The sequence below is a fragment of the Streptomyces sp. NPDC045021 genome (assembly GCF_056432645.1).
The window spans coordinates 174,186-200,369 of the sequence record NZ_JBWKIQ010000001.1 but is presented as its reverse complement, the minus strand read 5'-3'; the positions used below and the strand labels follow the sequence as shown (position 1 = coordinate 200,369).

The following is a 26,184-nucleotide window of genomic DNA, read 5'->3' as shown; positions in this document are numbered from 1 at the left end:
CCGCATTCCGCCCAGTGGAACGAGTGGCAAGATTGCCAGCATCTGAAAGAATCTTGCCATGCATCGCGTTGTCGTCCTGGCCCTCGAAGGCGTCTATCCCTTCGAACTGAGCATCCCCGTAAGAATCTTCGGCACCGCGGCCGGGCGTGACGGCGAGGCACTGTACGAAGTCGCCACCTGCAGTCTGGACGGCGGCCCTGTCACCACCAGCGCCGACTTCGCCATCACCGTGGCCCACGGGAGCGAGGCGCTCCGGACCGCCGACACCCTGGTCATCCCGCCCTTCACCTGTGGCCCCGACGAAGAACGGGAGTGGCTGCCGGACGAGTTGGCCCAGGCTCTCGCGCTCCTGCCGTCCGGGGCCCGCATCGTCTCGATCTGCACCGCCTCCTACGTCCTGGCCGCCGCCGGCCTGCTCGACGGCCGCCCCGCCACCACGCACTGGAACGAGGCCGACCACTTCCAGCGGACGTTCCCGCAGATCCAGGTCGACGCGAACGTGCTGTTCGTCGACGACGGACAGGTCCTCACCGCGGCGGGCGTCGCCGCCGGGGTCGACCTCTGCCTGCACCTGGTACGCCGGGACCACGGCAGCGAAATCGCCAACCGGGTGGCCCGGCTGTGCGTGGTGCCCCCGTGGCGGGAGGGCGGTCAGGCCCAGTACATCGAGAGCCCGATTCCGCAGCCCTCGGCCGCCACCACCGCCGCAACCCGCGACTGGGCCCTGCAGCAGCTGCAACGGCCCATCTCCCTGGCAGAGCTGGCGGAGCACGCCCGCATGAGCGTCCGGACGTTCTGCCGGCGCTTCCGCGACGAGGTGGGCATGCCGCCCGGCCAGTGGCTCGCCCAGCAGCGCGTCGGACACGCCCGACGACTGCTGGAGACCACCGACCTGCCGGTGGACCAGGTCGCCGCCCACGCGGGCTTCGGTACGGCCGTCTCGCTCCGCCAGCATCTGGCCACCACGATCGGAGTCTCACCGACGGCCTACCGCCAGGCCTTCCGCACGAGATGAAGCACGTGCGGCACGGCTCGTCTACATATCGGGGGGCGGGCCTGCGGGTCCAGTCGAACGAAGCGTTGTGGAGCGTCAGTTCGTGCTGCCGAGAACACCGCCGGCCGCTGCGCGGAAACCTCCCGGCCGGTTGCCGCCGGACCTCAGGGGCGCAGGAGAGCGCAGACGAAGTCCTCCTGGACGTTGCGTACTTGGGCGAGCAACGCGGGCTTGATGCTCTTGCTGGTCTGGGTGGTGATGGAGAAGGTCAGAGACCGTTTGCCGTCCGGTGTCGCGGCGGCCAGCTGGGTGTAGCCGGCGGTGTTTCCGGTGTGACCGTAGAGGACCCCGCAGCGAGTGGTGTAGCGGAAGATCGCCAGACCTGCCGCGTTGACGCCCGGACCGGCGGGTTCGGACGCGCCTCCGGGGACGAACGTCAGCTGCTGTCGGCGGGTCTGTGGGGACAGGAGGCTGCCGCGTGCGTAACCGCGAATGAAGGTGGTGAGGTCCTTCGGCGTCGCGACAACGGCGCCCGAGGCCCACACGCCGGAGGAGCCGAAGAGCTCGGTGACGTCCTCCGGCGGGGCGGGCGGGTCGACCGCGTAACCGTGAAGGTAGGGCTCGGGAAGCCGGAAGCCCTGAGGGAGACTGGTCTGCCGCAGGTTCAGCGGCCGGTACACCAGCTGCTTGAGGAGGTCCTCGTAGCGTCGGCCGGTGGCCGCCTCGGCCATCAGCGCGACGGCGATGTTGTCGGAGTTGGAGTACTGGTACCGGGCGCCCGCCGGGAAGACCAGCGGAACGTCGACGACGAAGTCGAGCAGCTTCCGCGAGTCGAACACGTGGTGCGGGTCCTGGCCCAGGATCTGCCGGAACTCGGCGGAGCCGGTGTAGTCGGGCAGCCCGCTGGTGTGGTTGAGCAGTTGGCGGAGCGTCACCTTGCACCAGGCGGCGGGCAGTGAGGGAAGCCGCTCGCCGATCGTGGTGTCGAGCTTGAGCCGCCCCTGGTCCACCAGTTGCAGGGCCACTGCCCCGCTGTACGCCTTCGAGAGGCTCGCGAGCCGCATGTGGTCGGTCGGGCGCAGGTGCCGGCCGGTCGCGATGTCGGCGACCCCGGCCTGATAGACCTCGGTCCGGTCGCCACGCTCGAGCACGGCGATCACTCCGGGCGGGCCGCCCGGGGTGTCGACCAGCTGCTGGATTCCCCGCTGCAGCGCCTGGTCGGGGCGCCGACGCGCCTCGTCCCCGGCATGCGCGGGCTGGACGAGCCCGCCGGCTGCCGCAGCGGCGATCACCACGGCGACGGACACATGGCGGCGGGTGTGGTGGCGGCGTCCGGACGATCGTGACAGCACGTGCGTACCTCCCGAAGAGCTCGGCGCGGGTTCGACGCTCGCGCTCACGTGCCCAGCTTCAGGTGACGCCTCCGGCTCCACCTCTCACGGTGCTCCATCCGGCCGAGGGACATGCCCCGGCCGGGTGCAGGCGCTTCCGCGGTCCGGATGGCTTCCGCGGTCCGGATGGAGAGATCAGTGCACGTGAGGAAGTGACAGCAGAGTTTCCCGAGGCGACGGAGGGGGCCCCGGGTGCGTCCACGACTTCCGGGGGTGCCCCGGGTGCGTTCACGACTTTGTCGCTCGGCGCGCGCGGAAAGCGGCGGTCTTGGAGCGGTTCTGGCACGCGGTCGAGCAGAACTGGCGGGCGGCGTTGCGCGACGTGTCGACGTAGACGCGATCGCACTGGATCGCCTGGCACACGCCGAGGCGGCCGGCGAGGTCGCCGCCGATCACCATGGCCAGCCCGGTCGCACATCCGGCGCTCCACCCCACCGCGAGGGAGTCGTCCGCGCCATGGAAGTGGACCTGCCAGGGCTCACCCTCGGTGCGGTCCAGCTGCGGGCGGGCACCGTTCGAGAGCAGGAGCACGTTCAACGCGGCGGCCGCGTCATCGATGCGGGCGTCACTCACGGCCTCGAAGATCAACCGCAGCTCCCGTGCCGTCCGCGCAAGGTGGCCGGCCTGCGCCGGCTCGATCGTACGAGGGCCTGTGCCCGATGCGGGCAGCGCGGCGTCGACGGCTCCGGGGAGCTCCGCGCCGTGCGGTGCGGTGAACGGTTTGCCGCGTGCCTCGCCGTCGGTCAACGCGTTGACGAGCGAAACGGCCGCGTCGAGCAGCACCGCCATGTGACTGTCGAATAGCACTTGACCAGTTACCCCTTCCGGGTCTAACGTCCGTCACTGACATTAGTCGATTTGTCAGTGACGAGGATGTGCATGGGACTGATCGCGCGCGGTGGCCGACTGCCACGCACCGTATGGCTGCTGCTCGTCGCTCGGGCGATCAACCGCCTCGGGGCCTTCTCCCTGCCGTTCCTCACCGTCCTCGTCGGTACCGATTTCGGAGCGAGCGTCGCGACCGCCGGGCTGGTCTCGGCTGCTTTCGGGCTCGCGACGATCCCGTCGCGCCTGGCGGGCGGCCGCCTCGCGGACCGCCTGGGGCGGCGTCGCACCATCGTCCTCGGCCTGACGGGCTGCGCCGTCGCCCAGCTCGGAATCGCCCGAGCGAGCTCGCTGGCGGAGGTCGCGACCTTCGCGGTGCTGCTGGGACTCGTCTTCGAGCTGTACGAACCGCCGAGCCAGGCGCTGATCGCCGACTCCGTGGGACCCGAGGAGCGGGTCCGTGCCTACAGTCTGCTCAACGCGGCCCTCGCCGTCGGCGGCATGGGCGCCGGTCTGATCGCGGCAGGTCTGGGCCGATGGGACCTGCGCTGGCTGTTCGTCGCCGACGCACTGAGCTGCCTGGCCTGCGCGGTCATCCTTCAGCTCGCTCTGCCCGGCGACCGTCCCGGCCGTCAGGATCAAGCCGCCCTCCAGGCGGCTTTCGACCGGGCGGATCTCCACCAGGCTTCACCGCAAAGTGGTGATGACATCAGGCCGTGGCGCGATCGCACGCTGATCATCATGCTCGCTTCCGGCACCGTGTTCGCCCTGGTCTACCTGCAGGTCATGATGTCGCTACCGCTGTCCCTGGCGCGCCGCGGCATGCGACCGGCGGACGCGGGAGTCCTCTTCACGGTCTCGGCCGTGACCATCGTCGCCGCCCAGCCCTTGCTACGTCTGAAGCGCCTGTCGGCGCTGTCCGCACCGGCGGCCCTCGCGCTCGGCTATGTCCTGCTCGCGCTCGGCCTGGCCGGCTACGCGGCAGCGCACACCCTGACGGCCTCCCTTGCGGCCACGGTGATCTGGAGCCTGGGCGATCTCCTGATACTCGGACGGGCCTTCGCACTCGTCGCAGACCTTGCCCCGCCGGGCGGCACCGGCCGCTATCTGGCCGTCTACGGCATCAGTTGGGGCGTCGCCGGCGTCGCCGCGCCCGTCATCAGCACGCAGATCCTCGAACGCGCGGGACCGACGTCCTTGTGGTCGGGACTGGCGGCCGTCTGCGTGGCGCTCGCCGTCGGGCAGATCCCGATCGCTCGGGTACTTGCCGCCCGGGGACGCGAGCAGGGTGTGGGTACCCTCGCCGCCCTGCCCGGTTCGTGAGCTCCACCCTGCAGCGACGTCGGTGGTGGGCCACTTGATGTGCCGTCCGGCCCACCGCAGCGGGAAGAACTGGCAGCCCCTGGGCGCTGCATGGGTATGACGAATGGACACCGCATCACCATCGAAGAGGCCACCACCGCGGTACGTGTCGTGCACGACGGACAGGTCCTGGCGGAGAGCAGTCGCCCGCTCGTGCTGCGCGAGACCGGCTGTCCGGTGCGCTACTACCTGCCACCGGAGGACGTGCGCACGGAGTTGCTCACCGCTTCCGACACCAGCACCCACTGCCCGTTCAAGGGCGATGCCTCGTACTGGTCGGTGCCCGGCGCCGCCGACCTGGTCTGGGCATATCTCGAGCCGAAGGACGACGTGGCTCCGATCAAGGGTCACTTCTGCTTCTACGCAACGGAGGTCGTCGCGGCGGACTGACCGCGAACCCCGGCTCCGCAGCGCCCTCACGGGCGAAGCGGAGCCGGGGTTCGGTTTGTTGGTCGGACCGGGGTTCGGTGTCGCTCAGGCGGTGGCGACGGCCGGCAGTTGGTAGGCGCGGTGGGCCAGGGTGATGGTGCGGGTCAGCAGCATCGCCACGGCCATGAAGATCAGCCCGTCGGTGATGGCCGCCCCGGTGACGCTGTGGCTCACGCACCAGTCGGTCAGCTGCTGGGGGAACCAGTGGGCCGATCCGTAGGAGAAGGCGGCGCGGGCGCCGATGACCGTGGTCCACAGAAGCGCGTACGGAGCTCCGGAACGACTGACCGGCATGCCCGTCCGGGGACTTCGGTACACCCGCATCAGGCCGATGGCGGCCAGGCCGCAGAGGAAGCCGACGGCGATGGCGGCAATCTCCACGACCAGGCCCGTGCCGTGCGTGGCCGGCCGCTCGAGGAAGAGCGGGATGACACCGCCGGCGATCAGCGCAGGCCGCAGGATGCGCAGCTTGCCGATCTTGCGGTGACCACCGAGGTCGCTCTCCAGGACGGCCACCAGCACGGCGCCGTTGACGATCATTGCCTGGGTCAGTTCCGACAGCATGGTGTGCTCCCTGGTGGTGAAGGCTTCGTGGTCCTGCGATGCCTTCACCTTCGGCCTTTCGGCCCGCGGCGGAATCGGAGCGCGGGTCCAGATCAGGTATGAGCTCTCCGGACGCGCGTAGTACCGCCGGTACCGCGGTCCCGTTCCAGGGACCTGCCGCCGTCACCCCGGACCTCACCCCGCCGTGTGACGCCCGAGCACGGGCTCTCTCCCTAACGTCGCAGGTGGCGGGTTGCAACGGCCCGCCATCCGGACCGACAGAAGGAGGGCGCAGACATGCTGGAAGTGCTTGCCGTCATCGCGATCGTGGCTTACGTCATCGGACGCCAGTTGCTCGGAGAGCCGCTGCGGGGCAAGAGGGTGATCCTGCTGCCCCTCGTCCTGGCGGTGATCGGACTGACCCGGCTCGGCGGGCACGGCGACCCGGTCAGGCCCGAGGATGTGGTGCTGCTGGTGGTCGGCGGGGTGATCGCCGCCGCGATCGGCGCCGGGCAGGGATCGATGATGCGGCTCCGCAATCGTGACGGTGGGCTGTGGGGGCAGATGCCGATGCGCAGCCTGTGGCTGTGGGCAGCCCTGGTCGGCTCGCGCGTCACCCTGATGGTGATCGCAAGCACCATGGGAGCCCATGTCGCCGCGTCCGCCGCGCCGATCGTGCTGATGCTAGGCATCAACCGGCTGGCCCAGGCCGTCATGATCACCCGGCGTGCCCACCGGTCCGGAATCCCCTTCGCCCGGGAGAAGGACGGTTCCGTCTTCCTCGGTGGCCGCCTGCAGGACCTGAACTCCCGCCTTGACGTCCTGACGGGCAATCGGCCCGGCCACCCGGATCAGCGGCACCCGGGCCACGACGACGGCGTCGCACCCTCCCGTCCGTACGACCCGTCCAACCGATACGACCTGTCCAACCGACACGACTCGTCCAACCCGAACGACCGGCCGAGTACGAGGCGGTAGCGGTGGCGCCCCGCCTCGGGGAGAGCCCGGGCATGACCAGCCGCCCCGTCCTGTCGTCCGTAGCCCGCACCGCGGACCGCACGACGGCCGCCGCCGATGATCGCGCCCGCTATCGTGAGCTCATGCTGCGCACGGTGTCCTGGCTCATCAGGGCGGGGGCGTACGGCCTGATCGGGGTCGACATCTTCATCCGTGCCTCGCTGGGGCCGGTCGCGCTGCCCGTCACCATCGCGGCGTACGCCCTGTGCGGGACGCTTCTGGTGGCGTGGGCGGCAGTGGCCGACCGCGGTGGCACGCCGAACGCGGTGCCGTTGATTCTCGGACTGATCACGGTCGTCTCAGCAGGAGTCTCCACCCAGCAGGACGTCACCTCCCTTATCGCACTCGGCGTGATGGCGGCCGTGGACGCGGGCACCGAGACCCGGTTGACGACCGCCTGGGCCGTCTTCGGGGCCGGGGTGCTCGCCGCCGAGACCGGTGCGCTGATCACCGATGCGAGCCCCGCTAAAGCCTTCGGCATCCCGCTGCTGCTGGCGCTCGGTCTGCAGGCGGGCTTCAACCGCCGGGCCCACCGCCTCCGGGCGGACCAGAGCGCGGCTCTGCTCGCCCAGTCCGAGGAACTGCGGGCCGAGCAGCACCGCAGTGCCGTCCTCGACGAACGCACGCGCATCGCCCGCGAAATCCACGACGTGCTGGCCCACTCGATCGGCGCGCTCGGGATCCAGATCCAGGCCGCCCGCGCCCTGCTCGCCGAACCCCCGGATGTGGACCGGGCGGACGGCGTGCTCGCGGTGGCTCAGCGGATGGCCTCCGACGGACTGACCGAAACCCGCCGTGCCGTGCACGCCCTGCGCACCGACACCCTTCCTCTGGATGAGGAGTTGGCCCGGATGACCGCCACCCACGAGCAGCGCCACGGCACACCGGTCGCGCTGCGGGTGGAGGGCAACCCGGCCCAGCTGCCGCCGGATCAGACGTTGGCCCTGGTGCGGACGGCTCAGGAGTCGCTCGTCAACGCCGCCAAGCACGCGCCGCACCAGCCGGTGACGCTCACACTGACCTACGGGGACGACAACGTGACCATGAGTATCACCAATCCGCTGGGGACCGCGGCCGCCCCCGGATTCGCCACCCTCGACGCCGGCTACGGCCTGACAGGCATGCGGGAGCGCCTGCTGTTGCTCGGCGGCACCCTCACGGCCGGTGCCGCGGATGCCGCCGATGCCGCGGACGGCACCTGCTGGACCGTGACCGCGAAAGTGCCCCGATGAGCACGCCTGAAAAGCCGCTGCGGGTGATCGTCGCCGACGACCAGGCGAGCGTGCGGGAAGGACTCGCGCTCATGCTCGACCTGCTCCCGGACCTCGACGTCGTCGGCACGGCCGCCGACGGTCAGGAAGCCCTGGACCTGGTCGCCCGGCACCGCCCGGACGCGATCCTGCTCGACCTGCACATGCCCGTGATGGACGGTATCGAGGCCACCCGGCGGTTGACCGCCGAGCACCCTGAGGTGGCCATCGTCGTCCTGACCACCTACGTGGACGACCGCTCCGTGCTCGACACGCTCCAGGCCGGCGCCCGCAGCTACCTGACGAAGGACGCCGACCGGCGGGACATCGCCCAGACCCTGCACAGCGCGGTCGCCGGGCTGAGCGTGCTGCACCCGCAAGTTCAGGCGACTCTGCTGGCTGCCGCGCAGGGCGCCCCACGGCGCCCCGAGGACCACGTCGAGCAGGCACCGCCCGCTGAACTGCCGGACGGACTGACGCCGCGCGAGGCGGAGATCCTCACCCTCATCGGCCGGGGTCGGAACAACACCGAGATCGCCGCGGAACTCTTCCTCAGCGGCAACACCATCAAGACCCACATCAACCGGATCTTCGCCAAGACCGGCTCCCGCGACCGTGCAGCGGCCACCCGCTACGCCCAGCAGCACGGGTTGATCTGACCCCCGTCCGACCCGTCACACCGTTGGACGCATCGCACCCGTTGCACCCGTCGCATCCGTCTCGCCCATCGCGGCGGAAACCCCGCGCTCTCCGTCCACCACCCCGGTTCTCAGGCAGGTGCCCAGTGAACGATGCAGATGTAGCCCGACTGCCGCTGGCAGGCATTCTGATCGCCGACTTCGGCCGTGTGCTGGCCGCCCCGTACGCCACGATGCTGCTCGCCGACCTCGGCGCGGACGTCGTCAAGGTCGAGCATCCCGACGCCGGGGACGACACGCGGTCATGGGGCCCGCCCCACGCCGCGGGGGAGGCCACGTACTTCCTGTCGGTCAATCGCAACAAGCGTTCCTTCGCCGCCGACCTCGGTGACGAGACGAGCCGCCGGCGGGCCGTGGAACTGGTTCGCCGGGCGGATGTGGTGTTCGAGAACTTCCGGCCCGGGACCATGGCCAAGTACGGGCTCTCGTACGAGCAGGCGCGCGCGGTCAACCCGGGCATCGTCTACTGCTCGGTCACCGGCTTCGGTTCAGGGGAGGGCGCTGCCCTTCCCGGCTACGACCTGCTGCTGCAGGCGGTCGGCGGGCTGATGAGCGTGACAGGCTCGGAACCCGGGGAGCCGGTGAAGACAGGCGTGGCGGTGGTGGACGTGCTCACCGGTCTGCATGCCGTGATCGGTGTCCTGGCCGCGCTGCGGCACCGTGACGCGACGGGAGAGGGGCAGCACGTCGAGGTCAACCTGCTGTCCTGCCTGCTGTCCAGTCTGGTCAACCAGGCCGGCGGTTTCACGCTGGCGGGCGCGGTGCCGGGAATCATGGGCAACCGGCACCCTTCGATCGCGCCGTACGAGGTCTACCCCGCCGCGGACCGCCCGATGGTGATCGCCGTCGGGAACGACCGGCAGTTCGCCGCCCTGTGCCAGGGCCTGGAGGCGCCGGAACTGACCGCCGATCCCCGGTTCGCCACCAACACCGACCGCGTCGCGCATGTCGACGACCTCGCCGAGCAGCTCACCCGGCTGCTCGAACGCCGCACCGCAGCCGACTGGTTCGAGATCCTCACACCGCTGGGCGTACCGTGCGGGCCGGTGAACGACGTGGCAGAGGCCTTCGGCCTGGCCGAACGGCTGGGCCTGGCGCCGCGCGCCACGATCACGACCGACGGCCGGCCGATGGATCTCGTGGCCAACCCGATCGGTCTGTCCCGTACCCCGCCGCGCTACGACCGGCGCCCGCCGCGACTGGGAGAGCACACGGACGAGATCGGTGCGTGGCTGGACTCGTAAGCCGCGCGACGCGACCGATCCGGCCCAGCCGTGACGAGCCCTGAGAGCGTCACTCCGTGGTGAGTGGTGCGTCGTGCTCTCCGTCGAGTTGGTGGTCCGCCCAGATGTAGCTTTCGGGAAGCAGGTCGGTGATGGAGACGGTTCGGAGACCGTCGCGTGTGCCGACGATGACCTGGATGGCCGGGAAGTAGTCGAGAAGGACCTGCCGGCAGCGCCCGCAAGGGGGCACCACCCCGCGGTCGCGGTCTCCCACGGCGACGATCGTGTCCAGGTCGTAGGCCCCCTGAGCGGCAGCCGCGCCAATGACGACCAGCTCCGCGCAAGGGCCGCCGGTGAAGTGGTAGGCGTTCACCGCGGTGACGATCCGGCCGTCCTTGGCGCGGGCCGCAGCCGCCATGGTGTGGTTGTCGCCCCGGCAGCGGGTTGCCGCGACATGCGCCGCGGCCTGGATCAGCTCGTGATCGACGGGGTCTGTCTGCGTGGTCATCTTTTCTGCCTTCATACGGTGGTGAGCGACGCTCGCCAACATTGGGTGATGGCGCGGCTGCCGCGCAACTCCGTGGACCAGACGGACGAGAGTGCGGCCGGCATCGACGGATGCGATGAGTTTTTCGGGCCCGCTGGGTCTTACTTCCTGTAGGCAAACACGAAGGGACACCCGATGCGCACACTGTCCGTCAACACATTCGTCTCTCTTGATGGGGTCATGCAGGCTCCCGGCGGTCCGCATGAGGACCCTACGGGTCACTTCACTCACGGAGGGTGGAACGTCACCTTCTGGGACGAGGTGATGGGCCGGGCCATGGGGAGGGCGTTCGAGAGGGAGTACGAGCTGCTCCTCGGGCGCAGGACCTACGAGATTTTCGCGGCGCACTGGCCGTACGCCGGCGACGACGACCCGGCCGCGAAGGCTCTGAACTCCATGAAGAAGTACGTCGCGTCCCGCACGTTGCAGGAAGTGACCTGGAGCGGCTGCGAGCTGCTGTCCGGCGATGCGGGGGACGCGGTGGCGGAGCTCAAGCAGCAGGAGGGGCCGGATCTGCAGGTCCACGGCAGTAGTGGCCTGCTGCAGACGCTTCTGGAGCGCGATCTGGTGGACGAGTTCACTGTCTGGACGTTCCCGCTGCTCCTGGGGAGTGGGAAGCGCATGTTCGGTGACGGGACTCGGGCGGGTGGGCTGCGGCTCGTGGAGTGTGAGACCTCTACAAGCGGTGTGGTGATCTCGCGGTACGAGCGCGCCGGCGTGGTACCCCTGGGGTCGTTCGAAGCCGCTGAGCCGAGCCAGGCGGAGCTGCGGCGCCGCGAGGGCCTGGCGGGCTGATCGCGAGAGACCCACGAGCTGATGTCGAACGCTTTCCGGCGTGCTGTGCTGCGGCCGACGGCTGTTGCGTGCGCCCGTGATGACGGGCGCACGCAACGTTGTCCCATCCCGTCGTTGACCGCGGCTCCGACGGTGTCCGGGCGACGGGCAGGATGTCCGTCAGGTGCGGGGCGTGGGGCTCACCCTGTTGCCTTCCGGAAACTCAGGCGGAGATCTTCTTCAGACAGCCCTCCAGCTGAGTGCGGGGCTTGGTAAGACTCTTGGCCGCGGTTGCTACGGCGAGTTCGGCCTTGTCGGCGGTGGCGTTGAGCGAGGCGGCGTTCTTGGCCTGGGTGGCCTTCTGGGCCAGGCCCGCCTGACGGGTCAGCCGGTCGGCCTGATAGGTGGCGTCGGCGCCGCCCTTGCTCTTGGCCAGTGTCGCCAGCTTCTTGAGGGCCGTGGCGGTGGCTGCGGCATCCCGCGCGTCAGCGGCCTTGGAGACGGCCATGCCGGCCTGCAGCCCCTGCGAGCCGTACCGCGACCCCAGGCCGGCTGCCGCGTTCGAGCTCTCCTTCAGGACAGTGACGTCCTTGTCGGCCGCATCGGCCGCCTTCCTGGCGGAGTCCGCCTGGGTTGCGGCTACCTGGACCTGGTCCTCGGCCATGAGGTACGCCAGCTGCTCCTTGGCACACGCGGTCGGGGCGGCGGCCGGGGACGTCGGGGCGGGCGGTGCGGGCGGTGCGGTCTGTGCCACGGCGGGGGAGGCCAGGGCGAGCAGGACCAACGTGGTCGTGGCGGCTGACGCGGCGGTGCGCAACTTCATGGGGGATCTCCATCGGGACGTGATGCGGTGTGCGGCGGGACGCCGGCACGGAAGGAGCTTTGCCCCGCACGCGGTGACCTCTACTGCCCCCTGAAGCCGGATGGAGCAGTCCCAGCACCCAACTGGCCCCCTGCGCTCACTCCGAGGTTCGTTCCGGGTCGCTGTCAGTGGGTGGGTCTACCGTGGGTGGATCCAGAACCCAGCGTGATCAGGAGGGGCCATGACCACACTCGAGAACCGGCCGAACACCGCACTCCTCGTCGTCGATGTGCAGACCGACGTCGTCGAAGGGGCTCATGAGCGCGACACGGTCGTCGCGAACGTAGGCAGCCTCGTCGCGGAGGCGCGGCGGGAACAGGTCCCGGTTGTCTGGGTCCAGCACTCCGACGAGCACCTCGTGAGGGGGAGTGACGGCTGGCGGATCGTTCCCGAGCTGGCTCCGGGCGACGCAGAGCAGCTGGTCGAGAAGAAATACGGCGATGCCTTCGAGGACACCACCCTGGAGACCGTGCTGTCGGGGCTCGGGGTCGGGCGTCTGGTCATCGCCGGCGCCGAGACCGATGCGTGCATTCGCTCAACGCTTCACGGTGCGTTCGCCAGGGGGTACGACGCGACGCTTGTCAGCGACGCCCACACGGCGGGGGACAAGACGGCCTGGGGCGCTCCGCCGCCGGACCAGGTCATCTCGCACACGAACCTGTACTGGACCTACCAATCGGCACCGGGTCGGACGGCCGGGACGGTCGCGACCAAGGACGTCGACTTCGGCGGTACGTCCGACTCTTGATCGGCGGGGACGGGAACGTCCTCGTGGGGCCTTATGGGGTCACCGCGTCCGCGGGCGGGTCACGTCGCGGTCGCGGTCGGCCACCAGTGCGCGGAGGGTCCGGGAAGGTCTTCGTCGATCTCCTCGCGGCGCAGCGTGTTCATGCGGGAGGTGCCGACGTAGTGCTGGCGGATGAGACCGGCCTCGCGCAGCACGTGGAAGTGGTGGGTGGCGTTCGACTTGCTGACCGGTAGGTCGGTCGCGCCGCAACTGATGTCCTCACGGGCGGCGTACAACTCGCTGACGATCTGGCGACGCACCGGTTCGACCAGGGCTTCGAGCACCTGCTGAAGGCTGATCGTCCGGATGTCGGGGTGTGGTGGGCTCCGTTCCTGCCCGGTTCGTTGTGCTGCTGCCATCGGTTGTCGACCTCCCGTAGACCTCCCTTGCGCATCGTAGGACACCCATCTAAGGACGATAGGGCCTGCCAACGAGGGGAGTGGCTCCCGATGGCAACTCCCGCAGCAGCTAGTCGCCGGCGGGCATCAGCTTCGTGACTTTGCCCTTGGGGTCCGCTTCCAGGTAGCCGCCGTCGTAGGCGTCGGCGAGATAGACCGCGATACCGGCGGGGGTGTTGAAGATGTTGTTGGGTTGGCGGATCACGAGGTAGCGCGCGGTGGGCTTGGGGACGTGCAGATCCTTCTCCGCCCGGCTGAGCAGGGCGGGCAGGGCGTCCCAGTTGAAGGCGTCCAGGCTGACGGGCAGATCACCGCCGGACAGTGTCCCGCTGATCGAGCCGCGGGTCACGCCCTCGCCGACGCGGTAGTCGTAGCTGTCGTAACGTTTGGTGCTGCCATTCACGATGCCTTCGGCGGAGATGTACTCCGGGTACACGACGAAGCGGCCGACCTTGTCGGTCCCCATCTGCGCCTTCAGCTCCTTGATGGCAGCCCGGATGCCGTCGGGCGTCAGCAGATTCCCATTCGCCGGAACCTTTGCCGGCTGCGGTGCGGACTGCGTGGTCGTCGGTGTCGGGCCCGATGTCTTTGGCGTGGAGGCCGTCGAACCGGGCGGCTTGGACGCGACGTTGTCACCGGCGTGCTCGGGGAGAAGCGTCCACACCAGCAGGCCGGTGAGCACGGTTCCGCAGACCGCCGAGCCGACCGCCACCCACCGCGTGCCGGTCCTGCGCCGCCCGCTTGGGAAGGACGACCGCGTCGTGCCCGGCTCCCGCAGGGCGTGCTGCCATGGACCGGCACCTTGGGGAAAGGCGTCCTGGGGCATGGACGGCCCGAATTCGTCCGGCCTTGGCGCAGTGGATTCCGCCACCGGGGGCCTCAGCTGGAAGGACGTGGCCTCGGGTCCGGGAACGGGCACGGGTCCGGACCAGGATGTGGACGGCTGCTGCTGGGCTGCGACGGCCAGCATGCGATCCAGGGCCTCGGCGTCCGGCCGGGCGGCAGGGTCCTTGACCAGAAGGGCGTTGAGGACCGCGGTCAGCGGCCCTGCCTGGCGCGGCGGCGGAAGCTCCTCGTTGAGGACGGCGGCCAGCGTGGCCAGGGTGGTTCCCTTGCGCAGCGGGTGATGGCCCTCGACGGCCACGTACAGCATCATCGCTAGGGACCAAAGGTCCGCGCTGGGACCGCCGTCGTCCCCGGTGATCCGTTCGGGGGCCATGAAGTCGGGGGTGCCGATGATCGACCCCGTGGCGGTCAGGACCGTGGATTCGCGGATCGCGGCAATGCCGAAGTCGGTGAGCACCGGGCGTCCGTCGGGACGCAGCAGGACGTTGGGGGGCTTCACATCCCGGTGCTGGATTCCCACGGCGTGTGCGGCCCGCAGCGCGGCCAGCAGCTCGCGGCCCAGCAGGGCCGCCTGTACCGGCTCCATCGGCCCGAGCGCGAGCCTGTCCTGAAGCGATCCGCCGGTCACCAGTTCCATCACGAGCCAGGGGTAGGTACCCTCACCGCCGTCCACGACGTGGTGGATGGTCACCACATTGGGATGGTCGACCCGGGCCAGCGCACGAGCCTCCCTCAGGACCCGGGCCCGCAACAGGCTCGCCGCCTGCGGATCGTACTCGGCCAGCCCCGGATCGGACGGGCGTACTTCCTTGAGTGCTACCGCCCGGTCGAGGACGAGATCACGCGCCCGCCACACCAGACCCATGCCACCGCTACCCAGCCGCGCCTCCAGCTCGAAGCGCCCATCGATGACCCGTCTGCCAGGTTCCCCGTTGCTCATGGCCCGGAGCCTACGAGACACCTCGGACGTTCACACACACCACCCGCGCCGCCGTCGCCCAGTTCCGCGCCGAGGGCCACGAGATCGGCGACGAGGACATCGCCCGGCTCTCTCCGCTCAAGCACCGCAACCTCAACGTGCTCGGCCACTACAGCTGCACCGCCGCAGCCGGTCCGTTGCAGCCGGTTGACCAGGACCGTGCGGTGAACCTGCCGGTCAGCGCTGGTATGGAGCCATCCCGGCTGGTATCCGTGCACGGCGCGGGGTGGTTCTTCCTTCGGATCGACCACCGTGGTGGTCTCGTGCGCAAGCCCCGGATGTGGTGCGCCGGCTACCGCTTCCTGACGGTGTAGGTCAGGTGGGTCACCCGGGATGATGCGTCCGTGCGGGTCTGGTCGAGGGCGAGGTGGGCCGGGTCAACGCGGTCGAACAGGCGGATGCCGGTGCCGAACAGCACGGGCGCGAGGGTAATCGAGAACTCGTCGATCAGACCGCTGTCCAGGTACTCCTGGATCGTCTCGGCGCCGCCGGCGATGCGGACGTCGCGGTCGCCGGCGGCCTCGCGGGCCTGGTCCAGTGCGCTGGAGATGCCGTCGTTGACGAAGTGGAAGGTCGTGCCGCCCGGCCGCTCCCACGGGTCACGCTTGGTGTGGGTCACGACGAACACCGGGGTGTGGAACGGCGCCTCCTCCGGCCATGCCAGCTCGCCGGCGTCGAACATCCGCTTGCCCATGACGCTCACGCCGGTGCGCTCGTACGTCGCCCGAGCGATGTCGTTGTCGAGTCCTTCCTCGCCGCCCTCGCCGAGCTTGAGGTTCTCCCGGAACCACCGCTGCGGGAACAACCACGCCTGCAACTCCGACCACTTCGCCATCCAGCGCTGGACCCTCGGGTCGTTCTGACCTTCGGGCGAGAAGACGTCCTCGACGGGCACGGCCTCCGGTGCCATGAAGCCGTCGAGCGACATCGTCACGCTGAAGAACACCTTCCCGGCCATCAGCCCTCAGCTCCCTTCGGTGTGTTCTCGTTCCAGTTGAGTTCGGCGATATAGGCCGCCAGGTTGCGCAGCGTCTGCTCGCCGCCCTCGATCGCGTGGTACTTCTCCACCGCCTCGTCGCGCAGTTCCTTGGTGGGGAACACCGTGCGCATCACGATTTGGGTCTCCTCGCCGGCCGGCTCGAAGGTCAGGACCGACTGGAAGGCGTTGGGGTCGTCGCGGGACTCGCCGTGCACCAGCGCGATCCGCTCCGGCGGGACGATCTCGGTCCAGGTGATCCACTCCTGGTAGTCGGTCCCGTCCGGCCCGTGCATCACGAAGGCCCAGACCCCGCCCGCGCGGAACTCGAAGGATCGCGTCGTGGTCGTGAACCCTTCCGGTCCCCACCACTGCGACAGGTGCCGGACCTCCGTGAACGCCTCGAACACCAGCTCCCGTGCGGCGCCGATGGCCCGGGCGACCACGATCTCGCGGTCCGCGGCTGCGTGGTCGGGCTCGTCGCCGCTACTGGTCGTCGTCATCGGGTGGTTCCTCCTGCCTCGCCTGTTTCAGATCTCGCACGTACTCGTCCAGCCGGTCGAAGGTCTCGTTCCAGAACCGCTCGAAGCCGCCCGCCCACTCGTGGACCGGCCGCAGCCCGCGGGCGTCCAGGTCGTACAGCCGCTGCTTGCCCGCCCCACGGACCCGCACCAGCCCGACCTCGCGGAGCACCCGCAGGTGCTTGGACGCCTGCGGCTGGGTCATCCCCAGGTCCCGAGCCAGCTCGGTCACGGGTCGCTCGCCGCCCCGCAGCAGCACCAGGATCTCCCGCCGCTGTGGCTCGGCGATCGCATTGAACGCGTCCGAGGTTGTCGCCGCTCGTGCCATGTGGCCATCGTATGCCTATATCGGAATGTGTCAACGGCTGTGTGACCAACGACCGGCTCGGGCTGGTCCGGCTTGCCGACCTGACCGTGACGAAGGTGCGGCAATGCATGGCTCGTGAGCAGCTGGGTCATCCGGGGCCGCAAGAGCACGGCGAAGGGGATGCCCAGCGTCGGGCGAGGCGGAGTGTTGGTCTTCATGACGGATGCGGTCGCTACGGCGTACCTGCACGGCCGCTATCGGGAGTGGAAGGACCGCCCGAAAGCCCGGCGCCGGCACCCCGTCCCGCTGCCACTCGACGGCTGAAGACTCCAGTCCGCTGGCCTGACGGCGATTGCTTCGGCGGGCCGGGACGACGAGCCCGAGGGTCCGGGCGGCGGTGTGGGCGCGCCGCCGCCCGTTGGAGGACCTTCGGTCGGCCGGGGTGCCGCGGGGTGGCCTTGGAACGTCAGGAGTACAGCACTGGCTTCGGGAGGCCCTGTCCCGTCTCCAGCAGGGACTTCAGGCTGGAGATGACCTTCGCCCAGCCACGGGCGGTGGCGTCGTACTGGTCGGTCGGGAGGTCCTCATGGGTGACGGTGAGGCATACGGTGTCGCCGATGGGTTCCAGGTCGAAGGTGACGCGCGAGCGGCGGGCCGGGACGTCGGCGTCGGCCGGGCTCGCCCAGTCGTGGGTCAGCCGGCGCGGCGGGTCGATCTCCAGGATGGTGCCGACGACATCGACGACATCGACGCCGCCGTCGGTGTGACGTACGTGCTCCCACCGGTCGCCCTTGGCCCAGCCGGAGACGTTGCGGTGGTCCCAGTACTGCGCGGTGACCTCCGGGTCGGTGAGCGCCGTCCACAGTCGCTCCGGCGTGGTGGCGATGTACGTGACGTAGACCAGGCTTGGCTTGTCCATGAGTCCGTTCTCCTGTTCGAGGTCGTTCTTGAGAGAGGCCAGGGCGTCGAGGTCCGGCAGTTCGAACTTCGCGATCCAGCGACGGTGGATCTCGTGCAGTGGCACCGGGTTCAGGTAGTGCAGCTTCTCCCTGCCGCGCCAGGTCGTGGCGATGAGCCCGGCCGACTCGAGCAGCGCGAGGTGCTGGGTGATCCCCTGTCGGGTCATGCCGAGATCGCGGCAGAGCGCGCCCAGCGTCTGGCCGTTGTCCGCGTGCAGCCGGTCGAGCAGCCGTCGCCTGGTCGGGTCGGCCAGCGCCTTGAAGACCCTGGTCATGTCATCGCCGTCGGGCATGCCTCCACGATAGGCAAGTAAATACTTGCGTGTCAATCGGTGGCATCCATTCCCTGGAGCAGATGCCATGGGAACGCAGCACTGTCGTCACTGCCCGCCCGGGCTGCACCGGTGTCGCGGGAGGTCCGTCTCGTCGGCGTCAAAGCGGGCGTACGTCGGCGGCGCCTGCTGCGCGGCCGGAAGGCTCCCGTCCCAGCCGGGCGAGCGGGGACAGGGCCATCAAGGCGGGGGACAGCATCATGCCGGCCGCCGTCACCAGGAGGCAGGTGCGCAACCCCCACTCCTGCGCGAGGAGGCCGCCGAGCAGCGAGCCGAGCGGGGTGAGTCCCATGCCGACAAAGGTGATGGTCGCGGCCGCGCGGCCTTGCATCCCATCCGGAGTGACCGCCTGCCGGACGGCCATGACGGTGACGTTCACCAGCTGACCGAACGCCCCGAACGCGAAGTTGATCGCCACGAGAGCCGGGATCGTCACCGTGGAAGGGCCGTGCAGCGCGGGCACACACATCATTACGCCGTCGCCGATTGTCGCCGCGGACACCAGCACCGCGCCGTAGCCGAACCGGCCCGGGAGGCGGGCGGCCAGCAGCGAGCCCAGGAGCGCGCCCGGTCCCGTCGCCGCGAGGACCAGCCCGACGGCGGTGCCCGTCAAATGGAGTTCTCGTGTCAGGAAGAGCAGGTACGTGGTCATCAGCGCCGCGAAGGAGAACTGGAAGGCGGCCGAGGCCAGGCCCACGGTCCGCAGCGAGATGTCGCCGACAACGAAGCGAAGGCCCTCATGAATCCGCCGCCAGACCCGAGATGGGCGTTCCGAACGCTCCGGGATCGATTCGTGGCTGCGGATCCCGCGGATCGACAGGAACGAGGCCGCGAAGAACAGCGCACTGGACGCGGCAGCGATGGGCGCGGCCAGCAGGGAAACCACCAATCCACCGAGGGCGGGGCCCCCGATCTGGGCCGCGGAGCGGCTGCCCTCGAGCGCGCTGTTGCCTCGCAGCAACTGGTCGCGTTTCACCAGTCGTACGAGAGACGCCTGGTAGGCCACGTCGAAGAACACCGACAGGGCCCCGACAGCGAAGGCGACCACGAGCAGCGTCGGCAGGCCGAGCCCGCCGAGGAGGCCGGCCAGGGCGGCGGCGCCCAGCACCAGAGCCCGGCCCATGTCGGCCAGCACCATCACCGCACGGGTCCGCCACCTGTCCACCCACGCACCGGCGAAGAGCGAGAGCAGCAGGATCGGCGCCTGCCCCACCGCGCGAAGGACGCCCAGCCGGCCGGCGTCGGCGTCGAGTGTCAGGACGGCGATCAGCGGCAGCACCATCAGGCTCGCATGCTCGCCGAGTTGGGAGGCTGTCTGGCCCGCCCAGAGCCTGCGGAAGTCGCTGTCCCGCCACAGCGGGGGCGGCACAGGTCGAGGAGCATCGGACACGACGGAAGCGGGCGGCACAGGAACCCCTTGGGTTGCCGAAGACGAGATCCGCCATCCGGCGCGAACAGGCGCACCGACGGTTCAGGCGGGGGGAAGGCTCGCTGTGCCGCGTATTAGGGGCAGCACGCGATGACAGGCCGCTCACGGCCTACAACGTCAACGCGCGCTCGGACGACCGGGCATGTCTCGTCTCCTCAGGGGTCACTCGCCGCACCTGACAGTAGCCCTCGGCGGCGCGGCGTGAAAAGGCGATTGAAGGCTGGTGCGGACGGCCAGGTCGCAGCCTGCCGCCGGTCCACGGAGCGCGGTTTCCTGGCGCGGTCCCATCTGACGGCGTGTCGGTCACCTCGGCCAGGCAGCACTTCGCCCCGCCCGACAGCATCGGGCGGGGCGAAGCGTTCCGGGTCCTGATTACGTCAACGGCATTCCACGTGGCCGGCGACCGCACAGATGCCACGAGCGACGCGGTCCTACGGGCGATCGAGAGCCATCGAGCTTACGGCCGATCGAGAGCCATCGAGAACCGTCGAGCTTACGGTCGGTCGAGAACGATCGAGTTGACCGGTGTGAAATCGATCTGCCAAGCCGTTTGCGGCAGGCCTGTTTTCGTGCAGCCGACGCCGTTGTATCCGGTGCATGTCTCGACCCAGGCATTGGACCCGTGCGGAGTCTGGTTGTTCGCCAACCAGTGGAGTCCAACCTTGTTGCTCAGGTCGTGGGCCCCGTAGCTCCAGTAGATGTCAGAAGGATGTCGAGACCCTTCGGACAGAGGACGTCCAGGTCGGCCCGGCGCGGGCCGACCTGGACGTCGTGCATCAGACGAGTCAGACGAGGTCGAACCGGTCCAGGTTCATGACCTTGTCCCAGGCGGCGATGAAGTCCTTCACGAACTTCTCCTTCGCGTCGTCGCTCGCGTAGACCTCCGCGAGCGCACGCAGTTCGGAGTTCGACCCGAAGACGAGGTCGGCCCGGCTGCCGGTCCACTTGACACTGCCCGTGGCGTCGCGGCCCTCGAAGGTGGTCGCGTCCTCGGACGTCGCCTTCCAGGTCGTGCCCAGGTCGAGCAAGTTGACGAAGAAGTCGTTCGTCAGCGACCCGGGGGTCGTGGTGAGGACGCCGAGCGGCGACTGCTGGTGGTTCGCTCCGAGGACGCGCAGGCCGCCGACGAGGACGGTCATCTCGGGGGCGCTGAGGTTCAGCAGGTTCGCCTTGTCGAGCAGCAGGTACTCGGCCCGCAGTCGGTTCCCCTTTCCGAGGTAGTTGCGGAACCCGTCGGCGCTGGGCTCCATCTCGGAGAACGACTCGACGTCGGTCTGCTCCTGCGAGGCATCAACGCGTCCGGGCGTGAAGGGGACCCGGACCTCGACGCCGGCGTCCTTCGCGGCCTGCTCCACGCCCGCGGCGCCGCCGAGAACGATCAGGTCGGCCAGCGAGATCTGCTTGCCGTCGGTCCGGGCCGAGTTGAAGGTGTCCCGGATCCCCTCCAGCGTGCGCAGTACCGTCGCCAGCTCGTCGGGGTTGTTCACCTCCCAGCCGATCTGCGGCTGCAGACGGACGCGCGCGCCGTTGGCACCGCCGCGCTTGTCGCTGCCGCGGAAGGACGAGGCCGACGCCCACGCCGTGGAGACGAGCTGGGACACCGACAGGTCGGAGGCGAGCACCTGCTGCTTGAGCGCGGAGATCTCGGCGTCTCCGACGAGCTCGTGGGTCACCGCGGGGAGCGGGTCCTGCCACAGCAGCGTCTCGGTCGGGACCTCGGGGCCGAGGTAGCGCACGATCGGGCCCATGTCGCGGTGGGTCAGCTTGAACCACGCGCGGGCGAAGGCGTCCGCGAACTCGGCGGGGTTCTCGTGGAAGCGCCGGGAGATCTGCTCGTAGGACGGGTCGAGCCTCAGCGAGAGGTCGGTCGTGAGCATCGTCGGGGCGTGGCTCTTCGACGCGTCGTGGGCGTCGGGAACGGTACCCGCTCCGGCGCCGCCCTTCGGCCGCCACTGGTGCGCGCCGGCGGGGCTCTTGAAGAGCTCCCACTCGTAGCCGAACAGGATGTCGAAGAAGGAGTTGTCCCAGGTGATCGGGGTGTTCGTCCAGATCCCCTCAAGACCACTGGTGATCGCGTCGGCGCCCTTGCCGGTACCGAAGGAACTGCTCCAGCCCAGGCCCTGCGCCTCGATCGGGGCGGCCTCGGGGTCGTCGCCGACGCTTTCGGCCGGGCCCGCGCCGTGGGTCTTGCCGAAGGTGTGGCCGCCCGCGATCAGGGCGACCGTCTCCTCGTCGTTCATGGCCATCCGGCGGAACGTCTCACGGATGTCGCGCGCCGCGGCGATCGGGTCCGGGGTGCCGTTCGGACCCTCGGGGTTGACGTAGATGAGGCCCATCTGGACCGCGCCGAGGGGGTTCTCCAGCTCCCGGTCCCCGGTGTAGCGCTCGTCGTCGAGCCAGGTGGTCTCGGGGCCCCAGTAGACGTCCTCGTCGGGCTCCCAGACGTCCGCCCGGCCGCCGCCGAAGCCGAAGGTCTCGAAGCCCATCGACTCCAGGGCGACGTTGCCGGTGAGGATCATGAGGTCGGCCCACGAGAGGCTCTGGCCGTACTTCTTCTTGACCGGCCACAGCAGGCGGCGTGCCTTGTCGAGGCTGGCGTTGTCCGGCCAGCTGTTGAGGGGAGCGAAGCGCTGCTGGCCGGCCCCGGCGCCGCCACGGCCGTCGCTGACCCGGTAGGTGCCCGCGCTGTGCCAAGCCATCCGGATCATGAGCGGGCCGTAGGTGCCGAAGTCGGCGGGCCACCAGTCCTGCGAGCTCGTCAGTACCTCGGCGATGTCCCGCTTCACCGCAGGGAGGTCGAGCGTATTGAACGCCTCGGCGTAGTCGAACTCCTCGCCCAGGGGGTTGGCCACGGCGGGGTTTTTGGCGAGGATCTTCAGGTTGAGCCGCTCCGGCCACCACTGACGGTTCCCACCACCCTGGGTCGGGTGCGGGGCGCGCTCGTGCGCGACCGGGCAGCCACCTCCGCCCTCCGTCTTCGCGTCTACGACGATCGCGTCGTTGTTCTCAGTCATGGGAATCCTTCCGGAACAGGGGGATCACAGTGCTCAGAAACTGTGGGCGGTGGAACGGTCGGGGCGGAGCCCCAGTAGATGACCTCGGCCTCTTCGATCGAGAGGCCCTGGTCTTCGGACGCGGTCGGGCAGGGGGTTTCGCCGACCGCGCGGTCGACGTCGGAGAGGACACCACGTGTCCCTCGAAGCGGGCCGGTCGCCATCCCGGACGGTCTCGAGCAGCGCGACACGGGCGGCTCGCCACCCGCAGGCCGGCACCGCATAGCGCCTCGGTGGTGGTCCCGTACGTCTCCGTCTCCTGCCGTACTGGAGTCTTCCTGTCTCTTGGCTATTGCCAGAACCGATCCTACGATGGACAGATTCCAAGTCAAGAAGCGCGCCAGAGCCCTATCCAATCGGAACCCGGACCTCCACCGGTAAACTCCGGGCAACCCACCGAACCTGAATAGGTGAACCCATATGAGCGACCTGCTGGAGCGACTGCGAGGGCGTGGCTGGCGGATGACTTCCCAGCGGCGTGTCGTTGCGGAGGTCCTTGACGGCGACCACGTGCATCTCACGGCTGACGAGGTGCACGCCCGCGCGGCCCAGCGGCTGCCCGAGATCTCCCGGGCGACTGTCTACAACACGCTGGGCGAGATGGTTACTCTCGGTGAGGTCATAGAAGTCGCCACCGACGGCCGCGCCAAGCGCTACGACCCCAACGCACACCACCCGCACCAGCACCTGGTGTGCTCCAACTGCGGCACCATCCGCGACGTCCACCCGACCGGTAATCCGCTGGCCGCCCTTCCGGCGGAGGAACGCTTCGGCTTCACGGTCTCCGCGGTCGAGGTCACCTACCGCGGCCTGTGTCCCTCCTGCGTCTAGGCAGTTTTTGACCTGGTCCGGTGGGTAGCTCGTTACGATCTCCCCAACGCTGTAAGCCAGAGGGGGGAGATCCGTGATCGACGGTCATGAGGGCGTGGTCGTCTACTGGCGACCCATGTGCATGTTCTGCATGAAGTTGCGTCTGCGCCTGAGCTTCACACGGCTGCGGTACACCAAGGTGAACATCTGGAGAGATGCCGAGGCGGCGGCCTTCGTCCGCTCGGTCGCAGACGGGAACGAGACCGTGCCGACCGTGACCGTGGCCGGCAGAGCGATGGTGAATCCGTCGAAGAAGCAGCTGATGGAAGCGGTCGAGACGTATGCACCGCATCTGTTGTCCAAGGCCGGCTGACTGACGGCGTCGGCGCGATGGACCCTGGAGACAGCGCCTCTGGCCGCGTCAGCCAGGTCCACTCTCACGAGTGACTGGAAGGGGCGCATAGGTGTCCCCGCCCGTGGGCGGGGACACCGTGGGGCGCTCGGTCAGTAGGACGGAACCCGGTCACGCTCTTGCGTCGGCATCTCCGCGCTGTGCTGCGGGTGACGGCCGGCGGGTCGGCCCGGTCGGACCGGCCACCAGATGCTCCGGCCGAGCAGCGCGGCCAGAGCGGGCACCAGCACGATCGACAGGATGAACGCGGAGAGCATGATGCCGAGGGCGGTCGCGAAGCCGACCTGCCGGCTCGACGGAGTGGCGGCGAGACTCGCGAAGGAGCCGGCCAGTACCAGGCCCGCGGTCGCGATGGCCGGTGCGGTGTGCCGTACGGCACGGGCCACGGCTGCGCGGGCCGGGCCCGGCCGCTCCATCTCCTCGCGTATGCGGTCGCTGATCAGGATGTTGTAGTCGGTCCCCAGGGCGACGACGAACAGGAACAGCACCAGGGGGAGGGTGAAGTTGACGCCCGGCTTGTTCAACAGGTGTTGGAACAGCAGGGTGGAGGCGCCGAGGGTGGCGGCGAAGCCGAGGCCGACGGAGAGCATGAGGATCATCGGCGCCAGGAGGCTGCGCAGCAGGACGAGCAGGATCAGGGCGATCAGCACGGCCGCGACCGGGAACACGACCTTCAGGTCGTGGTCGACGGCGGTCGATATGTCGGCGAAGATGGCCGCCGTCCCGCCCACATGTGCCGTCATACCCGTGGGGGTGTGAGCGGCGACTGCTTCCCGTACGGGACCGGAGACCAGGTCACGGGCCTGCTGGGTCTGAGGATCCGCCGTCAGGTAGAGGTCGATCCGGGCGGCACGGTGGTCCTGGTTCAGGGCGGTCTTGGCTACCTTGCCCACGCCTTTGACCTGAGCGAGCGCGTGGGACAGGCCGTCGAGCCCGTTCGGGCCCAGGGTGCCGCCGTCCTTGGCGGTGACGAAGACGCTCGTGGGATCCGAAACGCCGGCCGGCAGGGCGCGGGAGATCTCGGTGGCGGTAGCCGCGGCCGCGGTGCTTGCGCCGCCGCCGGTCTGGCCGTAGTCCATCCGGATCCCGATCAGCCCGGCGGACAGTGCGCCCAGCATGGCGACGGAGGCGACGAGCATCATCAGGGGCCGCCGTGCGACGAGGTCGCCCAAGCGGGCGGCCGAGCCGGCGCGGGGCTTGCGCTTGAGGGCCCGGGAAGGCCAGAACATCTTGCGGCCGGCCGCCGCCAGCATGGCCGGCATCAAAGTGAGGCTGCCCAGCAGCATGACCAGGACCGAGACGGCGATGGCCGGGCCGAGCACGCGGAACTGTCCGAAGGAAGCGACGCCGAGCGTGGCGAAGGCGGCGACGATGGTCAGCGCCGCCGAAGTGATCGCGTTGCCCACCCGGCCGGAGACCTCCGCGGCCACTGTGCGGGCGTGCTGCTCCGGTTGCGCCCGCAGCTGTTCGCGGAAGCGGAACAGCAGGAACAGCAGGTAGTCGGTGCCGATGCCGAGCAGAACCACGCTGATCAACGAGGGGGTGCCCGGGTCCAGTTTGATTCCGGTGAGCATCGCGGCGCCGACCACGGCGCCCGACGCCGCACCGCCGATGAACACAACGGCGAGGAGCGGCAGCAGCGCCGCGAGAACGCTGCGGAACACCAGCACGTTGAGCAGCACGATGAGCCCGATGACGAGTATCGACGTGACCTTTGAGGCGGTCTCCCCGGCGTCGGTGGTGTCCACGGTGTCGGCCAGGCCGCCGGTGAATCCGGTGCGCATTCCCGCGTCGGTGAACTGCGCGCGGGCGGCGTCCCGGAAGGCCCGATAGAGGTCCTGCATTCCGGGGGCCGAGGAATTACCGACCAGTTCCGCGGAGAGCAGCTCGAAACTCCGGTCGGGCGCCATCATGGCCGGGGCGACCCGGGGCGTCTGCGAGTAGTCCCTGAGCAGGAAGGACGGTCCGCCGTCCTTGGGCTTGGGCATGGTGACCCGGTGCCGGCCCAGTTTCTCGGCCTCGGCGCCGACCCGCCGCTGGTCGGCTGCGGTGAGGGCCTTACCGTCCGGGCGGGCGACCAGCACGGTGACGGTATTGGCGTCGGGTTTCACGCCGAACTGGTCCTCGGCGATTTTCAGCGCGGCGGCCGAGTCGTAAGTCTTGGGCAGGAAATCCCCGGTCTGGTTCTGCGTGACCCGATAGATCAACGTCGAACTCAGACCGGTCAGAACGATACCCAACGCCGCCCAGACGGCGATGACCTTCCACGGGTTTCTTGTGGAGAATCCGGTCAGGGCGCGGATCACTGTGTCCTCCGGCAAATGGACTTCATCGCCGGGGGATCCCGGCCGGTTTCCAGACCATCACGCGGGGGCCCTGTAGATCGTCCGAGCAGAGGATGAACACGATCAGGGGTCCGAGGTCCGGCAACGGTCCCCGACCAGGACCGTGGTCCTAGTC

26 protein-coding genes and 1 pseudogene are annotated in these 26,184 nt (G+C 69.4%); 13 read left to right on the top strand and 14 right to left on the bottom strand.

The genetic code is table 11. The features are described 5' to 3' along the window. Positions 1 to 58: 58 nt before the first annotated feature. Positions 59 to 1,015: a GlxA family transcriptional regulator gene (locus tag AC07DC_RS00925; RefSeq protein WP_478910574.1), complete on the top strand. Its 957-nt coding sequence runs from the start codon at positions 59 to 61 to the stop codon at positions 1,013 to 1,015. A 143-nt stretch (positions 1,016 to 1,158) separates the two neighbouring features. Here the strand turns inward: AC07DC_RS00925 and AC07DC_RS00920 are convergent, their stop codons facing one another. Both AC07DC_RS00920 and AC07DC_RS00915 read right to left on the bottom strand, forming a co-directional pair. Further along, on the bottom strand, positions 1,159 to 2,346 hold the full coding sequence (locus tag AC07DC_RS00920; protein ID WP_478910573.1) for a serine hydrolase domain-containing protein: 1,188 nt from the start codon (positions 2,344 to 2,346) through the stop codon (positions 1,159 to 1,161). Positions 2,347 to 2,613: 267 nt separating this feature from the next. Beyond that, positions 2,614 to 3,192 carry a CGNR zinc finger domain-containing protein gene (locus AC07DC_RS00915; protein ID WP_478910572.1) on the bottom strand — a complete coding sequence of 193 codons (579 nt, stop codon included), beginning with the start codon at positions 3,190 to 3,192 and terminating at the stop codon, positions 2,614 to 2,616. Between the two features lie 72 nt (positions 3,193 to 3,264). On the opposite strand from AC07DC_RS00915, the gene AC07DC_RS00910 reads away from it, so the two are divergent. After that, positions 3,265 to 4,533, top strand: coding sequence for an MFS transporter (locus tag AC07DC_RS00910; protein WP_478910571.1), 1,269 nt, complete (start codon positions 3,265 to 3,267; stop codon positions 4,531 to 4,533). Positions 4,534 to 4,623: 90 nt separating this feature from the next. Next, entirely contained in the window at positions 4,624 to 4,962 is a 339-nt protein-coding gene (locus AC07DC_RS00905) for a DUF427 domain-containing protein (RefSeq protein WP_478910570.1), read from the top strand. A gap of 84 nt (positions 4,963 to 5,046) precedes the next feature. Here the strand turns inward: AC07DC_RS00905 and AC07DC_RS00900 are convergent, their stop codons facing one another. Continuing rightward, positions 5,047 to 5,565: a hypothetical protein gene (locus AC07DC_RS00900; protein ID WP_478910569.1), complete on the bottom strand. Its 519-nt coding sequence runs from the start codon at positions 5,563 to 5,565 to the stop codon at positions 5,047 to 5,049. A 276-nt stretch (positions 5,566 to 5,841) separates the two neighbouring features. Between AC07DC_RS00900 and AC07DC_RS00895 the strand changes: the two genes are divergently transcribed. From AC07DC_RS00895 to AC07DC_RS00880, 4 genes are all read left to right on the top strand, one after another. Beyond that, positions 5,842 to 6,522: a hypothetical protein gene (locus AC07DC_RS00895; RefSeq protein ID WP_478910567.1), complete on the top strand. Its 681-nt coding sequence runs from the start codon at positions 5,842 to 5,844 to the stop codon at positions 6,520 to 6,522. Between the two features lie 32 nt (positions 6,523 to 6,554). Continuing rightward, the gene (locus tag AC07DC_RS00890; protein ID WP_478910565.1) at positions 6,555 to 7,793 is read left to right on the top strand and encodes a histidine kinase; all 1,239 of its coding nucleotides are present in this window, start codon (positions 6,555 to 6,557) and stop codon (positions 7,791 to 7,793) included. Next, positions 7,790 to 8,470, top strand: coding sequence for a response regulator (locus tag AC07DC_RS00885; RefSeq protein WP_478910563.1), 681 nt, complete (start codon positions 7,790 to 7,792; stop codon positions 8,468 to 8,470). Before AC07DC_RS00890 ends, AC07DC_RS00885 begins: the two co-directional genes overlap by 4 nt. Positions 8,471 to 8,682: 212 nt before the next feature. After that, a complete protein-coding gene (locus AC07DC_RS00880) occupies positions 8,683 to 9,753 on the top strand; it encodes a CaiB/BaiF CoA transferase family protein (RefSeq protein ID WP_478912562.1) in 1,071 nt (356 codons plus the stop codon). Positions 9,754 to 9,802: 49 nt separating this feature from the next. Here the strand turns inward: AC07DC_RS00880 and AC07DC_RS00875 are convergent, their stop codons facing one another. Continuing rightward, positions 9,803 to 10,240 carry a cytidine deaminase family protein gene (locus tag AC07DC_RS00875; protein WP_478910561.1) on the bottom strand — a complete coding sequence of 146 codons (438 nt, stop codon included), beginning with the start codon at positions 10,238 to 10,240 and terminating at the stop codon, positions 9,803 to 9,805. A gap of 174 nt (positions 10,241 to 10,414) precedes the next feature. On the opposite strand from AC07DC_RS00875, the gene AC07DC_RS00870 reads away from it, so the two are divergent. After that, positions 10,415 to 11,074: a dihydrofolate reductase family protein gene (locus AC07DC_RS00870; RefSeq protein ID WP_478910560.1), complete on the top strand. Its 660-nt coding sequence runs from the start codon at positions 10,415 to 10,417 to the stop codon at positions 11,072 to 11,074. 202 nt (positions 11,075 to 11,276) lie between these two features. On the opposite strand, the gene AC07DC_RS00865 is transcribed toward AC07DC_RS00870, so the two are convergent. Further along, positions 11,277 to 11,876 carry a hypothetical protein gene (locus AC07DC_RS00865; protein ID WP_478910559.1) on the bottom strand — a complete coding sequence of 200 codons (600 nt, stop codon included), beginning with the start codon at positions 11,874 to 11,876 and terminating at the stop codon, positions 11,277 to 11,279. Between the two features lie 220 nt (positions 11,877 to 12,096). Here AC07DC_RS00865 and AC07DC_RS00860 point away from each other — a divergent pair, with 220 nt between their 5' ends. Further along, positions 12,097 to 12,663 (top strand): cysteine hydrolase family protein, encoded by a 567-nt coding sequence (locus AC07DC_RS00860; RefSeq protein ID WP_478910557.1) that lies wholly within the window; start codon positions 12,097 to 12,099, stop codon positions 12,661 to 12,663. 59 nt (positions 12,664 to 12,722) lie between these two features. On the opposite strand, the gene AC07DC_RS00855 is transcribed toward AC07DC_RS00860, so the two are convergent. Together AC07DC_RS00855 and AC07DC_RS00850 are read right to left on the bottom strand one after the other, a co-directional pair. Then, positions 12,723 to 13,061, bottom strand: coding sequence for an ArsR/SmtB family transcription factor (locus AC07DC_RS00855; protein WP_478910555.1), 339 nt, complete (start codon positions 13,059 to 13,061; stop codon positions 12,723 to 12,725). 109 nt (positions 13,062 to 13,170) lie between these two features. Then, entirely contained in the window at positions 13,171 to 14,886 is a 1,716-nt protein-coding gene (locus AC07DC_RS00850; RefSeq protein ID WP_478910553.1) for a serine/threonine-protein kinase, read from the bottom strand. Between the two features lie 38 nt (positions 14,887 to 14,924). On the opposite strand from AC07DC_RS00850, the pseudogene AC07DC_RS00845 reads away from it, so the two are divergent. Then, positions 14,925 to 15,074 (top strand): annotated as a pseudogene (locus AC07DC_RS00845) (Tn3 family transposase); the annotation flags it as partial. A gap of 143 nt (positions 15,075 to 15,217) precedes the next feature. Here AC07DC_RS00845 and AC07DC_RS00840 read toward each other — a convergent pair. The 3 genes from AC07DC_RS00840 to AC07DC_RS00830 are packed head-to-tail and all read right to left on the bottom strand — an operon-like array spanning position 15,218 to position 16,750. Then, on the bottom strand, positions 15,218 to 15,883 hold the full coding sequence (locus tag AC07DC_RS00840; protein WP_478910552.1) for a dihydrofolate reductase family protein: 666 nt from the start codon (positions 15,881 to 15,883) through the stop codon (positions 15,218 to 15,220). Then, positions 15,883 to 16,404, bottom strand: a complete 522-nt coding sequence (locus tag AC07DC_RS00835; RefSeq protein WP_478910550.1) for an SRPBCC family protein — start codon at positions 16,402 to 16,404, stop codon at positions 15,883 to 15,885. The genes AC07DC_RS00840 and AC07DC_RS00835 overlap by 1 nt, the downstream gene beginning before the upstream one ends. Continuing rightward, the gene (locus tag AC07DC_RS00830) at positions 16,388 to 16,750 is read right to left on the bottom strand and encodes an ArsR/SmtB family transcription factor (protein ID WP_478910548.1); all 363 of its coding nucleotides are present in this window, start codon (positions 16,748 to 16,750) and stop codon (positions 16,388 to 16,390) included. The genes AC07DC_RS00835 and AC07DC_RS00830 overlap by 17 nt, the downstream gene beginning before the upstream one ends. 114 nt (positions 16,751 to 16,864) lie before the next feature. Here AC07DC_RS00830 and AC07DC_RS00825 point away from each other — a divergent pair, with 114 nt between their 5' ends. Further along, positions 16,865 to 17,053 carry a hypothetical protein gene (locus AC07DC_RS00825; RefSeq protein ID WP_478910547.1) on the top strand — a complete coding sequence of 63 codons (189 nt, stop codon included), beginning with the start codon at positions 16,865 to 16,867 and terminating at the stop codon, positions 17,051 to 17,053. Positions 17,054 to 17,195: 142 nt separating this feature from the next. Here the strand turns inward: AC07DC_RS00825 and AC07DC_RS00820 are convergent, their stop codons facing one another. The 3 genes from AC07DC_RS00820 to katG all read right to left on the bottom strand — a co-directional run bounded on the left by AC07DC_RS00820 (position 17,196) and on the right by katG (position 22,463). Then, on the bottom strand, positions 17,196 to 17,981 hold the full coding sequence (locus AC07DC_RS00820; protein ID WP_478910545.1) for an ArsR/SmtB family transcription factor: 786 nt from the start codon (positions 17,979 to 17,981) through the stop codon (positions 17,196 to 17,198). Between the two features lie 139 nt (positions 17,982 to 18,120). Further along, the gene (locus tag AC07DC_RS00815) at positions 18,121 to 19,389 is read right to left on the bottom strand and encodes an MFS transporter (RefSeq protein ID WP_478910543.1); all 1,269 of its coding nucleotides are present in this window, start codon (positions 19,387 to 19,389) and stop codon (positions 18,121 to 18,123) included. 845 nt (positions 19,390 to 20,234) lie between these two features. Next, on the bottom strand, positions 20,235 to 22,463 hold the full coding sequence (gene katG / locus AC07DC_RS00810) for a catalase/peroxidase HPI (RefSeq protein ID WP_478910541.1): 2,229 nt from the start codon (positions 22,461 to 22,463) through the stop codon (positions 20,235 to 20,237). A 459-nt stretch (positions 22,464 to 22,922) separates the two neighbouring features. On the opposite strand from katG, the gene AC07DC_RS00805 reads away from it, so the two are divergent. Together AC07DC_RS00805 and AC07DC_RS00800 are read left to right on the top strand one after the other, a co-directional pair. Then, a complete protein-coding gene (locus tag AC07DC_RS00805; protein ID WP_478910540.1) occupies positions 22,923 to 23,333 on the top strand; it encodes a Fur family transcriptional regulator in 411 nt (136 codons plus the stop codon). 73 nt (positions 23,334 to 23,406) lie between these two features. Then, entirely contained in the window at positions 23,407 to 23,685 is a 279-nt protein-coding gene (locus AC07DC_RS00800; protein ID WP_478910538.1) for a glutaredoxin domain-containing protein, read from the top strand. 131 nt (positions 23,686 to 23,816) lie between these two features. On the opposite strand, the gene AC07DC_RS00795 is transcribed toward AC07DC_RS00800, so the two are convergent. Then, positions 23,817 to 26,045 carry an MMPL family transporter gene (locus AC07DC_RS00795; protein WP_478910536.1) on the bottom strand — a complete coding sequence of 743 codons (2,229 nt, stop codon included), beginning with the start codon at positions 26,043 to 26,045 and terminating at the stop codon, positions 23,817 to 23,819. Positions 26,046 to 26,184: the final 139 nt, after the last annotated feature.

What these genes read in the sequence shown, in the direction of transcription:
- AC07DC_RS00925 (WP_478910574.1), top strand. Translation starts at nt 59, where the DNA reads ATGCATCGCGTTGTCGTCCTGGCCCTCGAAGGCGTCTATCCCTTCGAA.
- AC07DC_RS00910 (WP_478910571.1), top strand. Translation starts at nt 3,265, where the DNA reads ATGGGACTGATCGCGCGCGGTGGCCGACTGCCACGCACCGTATGGCTG.
- AC07DC_RS00905 (WP_478910570.1), top strand. Translation starts at nt 4,624, where the DNA reads ATGGGTATGACGAATGGACACCGCATCACCATCGAAGAGGCCACCACC.
- AC07DC_RS00900 (WP_478910569.1), bottom strand. Translation starts at nt 5,565, where the DNA reads ATGCTGTCGGAACTGACCCAGGCAATGATCGTCAACGGCGCCGTGCTG.
- AC07DC_RS00895 (WP_478910567.1), top strand. Translation starts at nt 5,842, where the DNA reads ATGCTGGAAGTGCTTGCCGTCATCGCGATCGTGGCTTACGTCATCGGA.
- AC07DC_RS00890 (WP_478910565.1), top strand. Translation starts at nt 6,555, where the DNA reads ATGACCAGCCGCCCCGTCCTGTCGTCCGTAGCCCGCACCGCGGACCGC.
- AC07DC_RS00885 (WP_478910563.1), top strand. Translation starts at nt 7,790, where the DNA reads ATGAGCACGCCTGAAAAGCCGCTGCGGGTGATCGTCGCCGACGACCAG.
- AC07DC_RS00880 (WP_478912562.1), top strand. Translation starts at nt 8,683, where the DNA reads ATGCTGCTCGCCGACCTCGGCGCGGACGTCGTCAAGGTCGAGCATCCC.
- AC07DC_RS00875 (WP_478910561.1), bottom strand. Translation starts at nt 10,240, where the DNA reads ATGACCACGCAGACAGACCCCGTCGATCACGAGCTGATCCAGGCCGCG.
- AC07DC_RS00870 (WP_478910560.1), top strand. Translation starts at nt 10,415, where the DNA reads ATGCGCACACTGTCCGTCAACACATTCGTCTCTCTTGATGGGGTCATG.
- AC07DC_RS00865 (WP_478910559.1), bottom strand. Translation starts at nt 11,876, where the DNA reads ATGAAGTTGCGCACCGCCGCGTCAGCCGCCACGACCACGTTGGTCCTG.
- AC07DC_RS00860 (WP_478910557.1), top strand. Translation starts at nt 12,097, where the DNA reads ATGACCACACTCGAGAACCGGCCGAACACCGCACTCCTCGTCGTCGAT.
- AC07DC_RS00855 (WP_478910555.1), bottom strand. Translation starts at nt 13,061, where the DNA reads ATGGCAGCAGCACAACGAACCGGGCAGGAACGGAGCCCACCACACCCC.
- AC07DC_RS00850 (WP_478910553.1), bottom strand. Translation starts at nt 14,886, where the DNA reads ATGAGCAACGGGGAACCTGGCAGACGGGTCATCGATGGGCGCTTCGAG.
- AC07DC_RS00840 (WP_478910552.1), bottom strand. Translation starts at nt 15,883, where the DNA reads ATGGCCGGGAAGGTGTTCTTCAGCGTGACGATGTCGCTCGACGGCTTC.
- AC07DC_RS00835 (WP_478910550.1), bottom strand. Translation starts at nt 16,404, where the DNA reads ATGACGACGACCAGTAGCGGCGACGAGCCCGACCACGCAGCCGCGGAC.
- AC07DC_RS00830 (WP_478910548.1), bottom strand. Translation starts at nt 16,750, where the DNA reads ATGGCACGAGCGGCGACAACCTCGGACGCGTTCAATGCGATCGCCGAG.
- AC07DC_RS00820 (WP_478910545.1), bottom strand. Translation starts at nt 17,981, where the DNA reads ATGCCCGACGGCGATGACATGACCAGGGTCTTCAAGGCGCTGGCCGAC.
- katG (WP_478910541.1), bottom strand. Translation starts at nt 22,463, where the DNA reads ATGACTGAGAACAACGACGCGATCGTCGTAGACGCGAAGACGGAGGGC.
- AC07DC_RS00805 (WP_478910540.1), top strand. Translation starts at nt 22,923, where the DNA reads ATGAGCGACCTGCTGGAGCGACTGCGAGGGCGTGGCTGGCGGATGACT.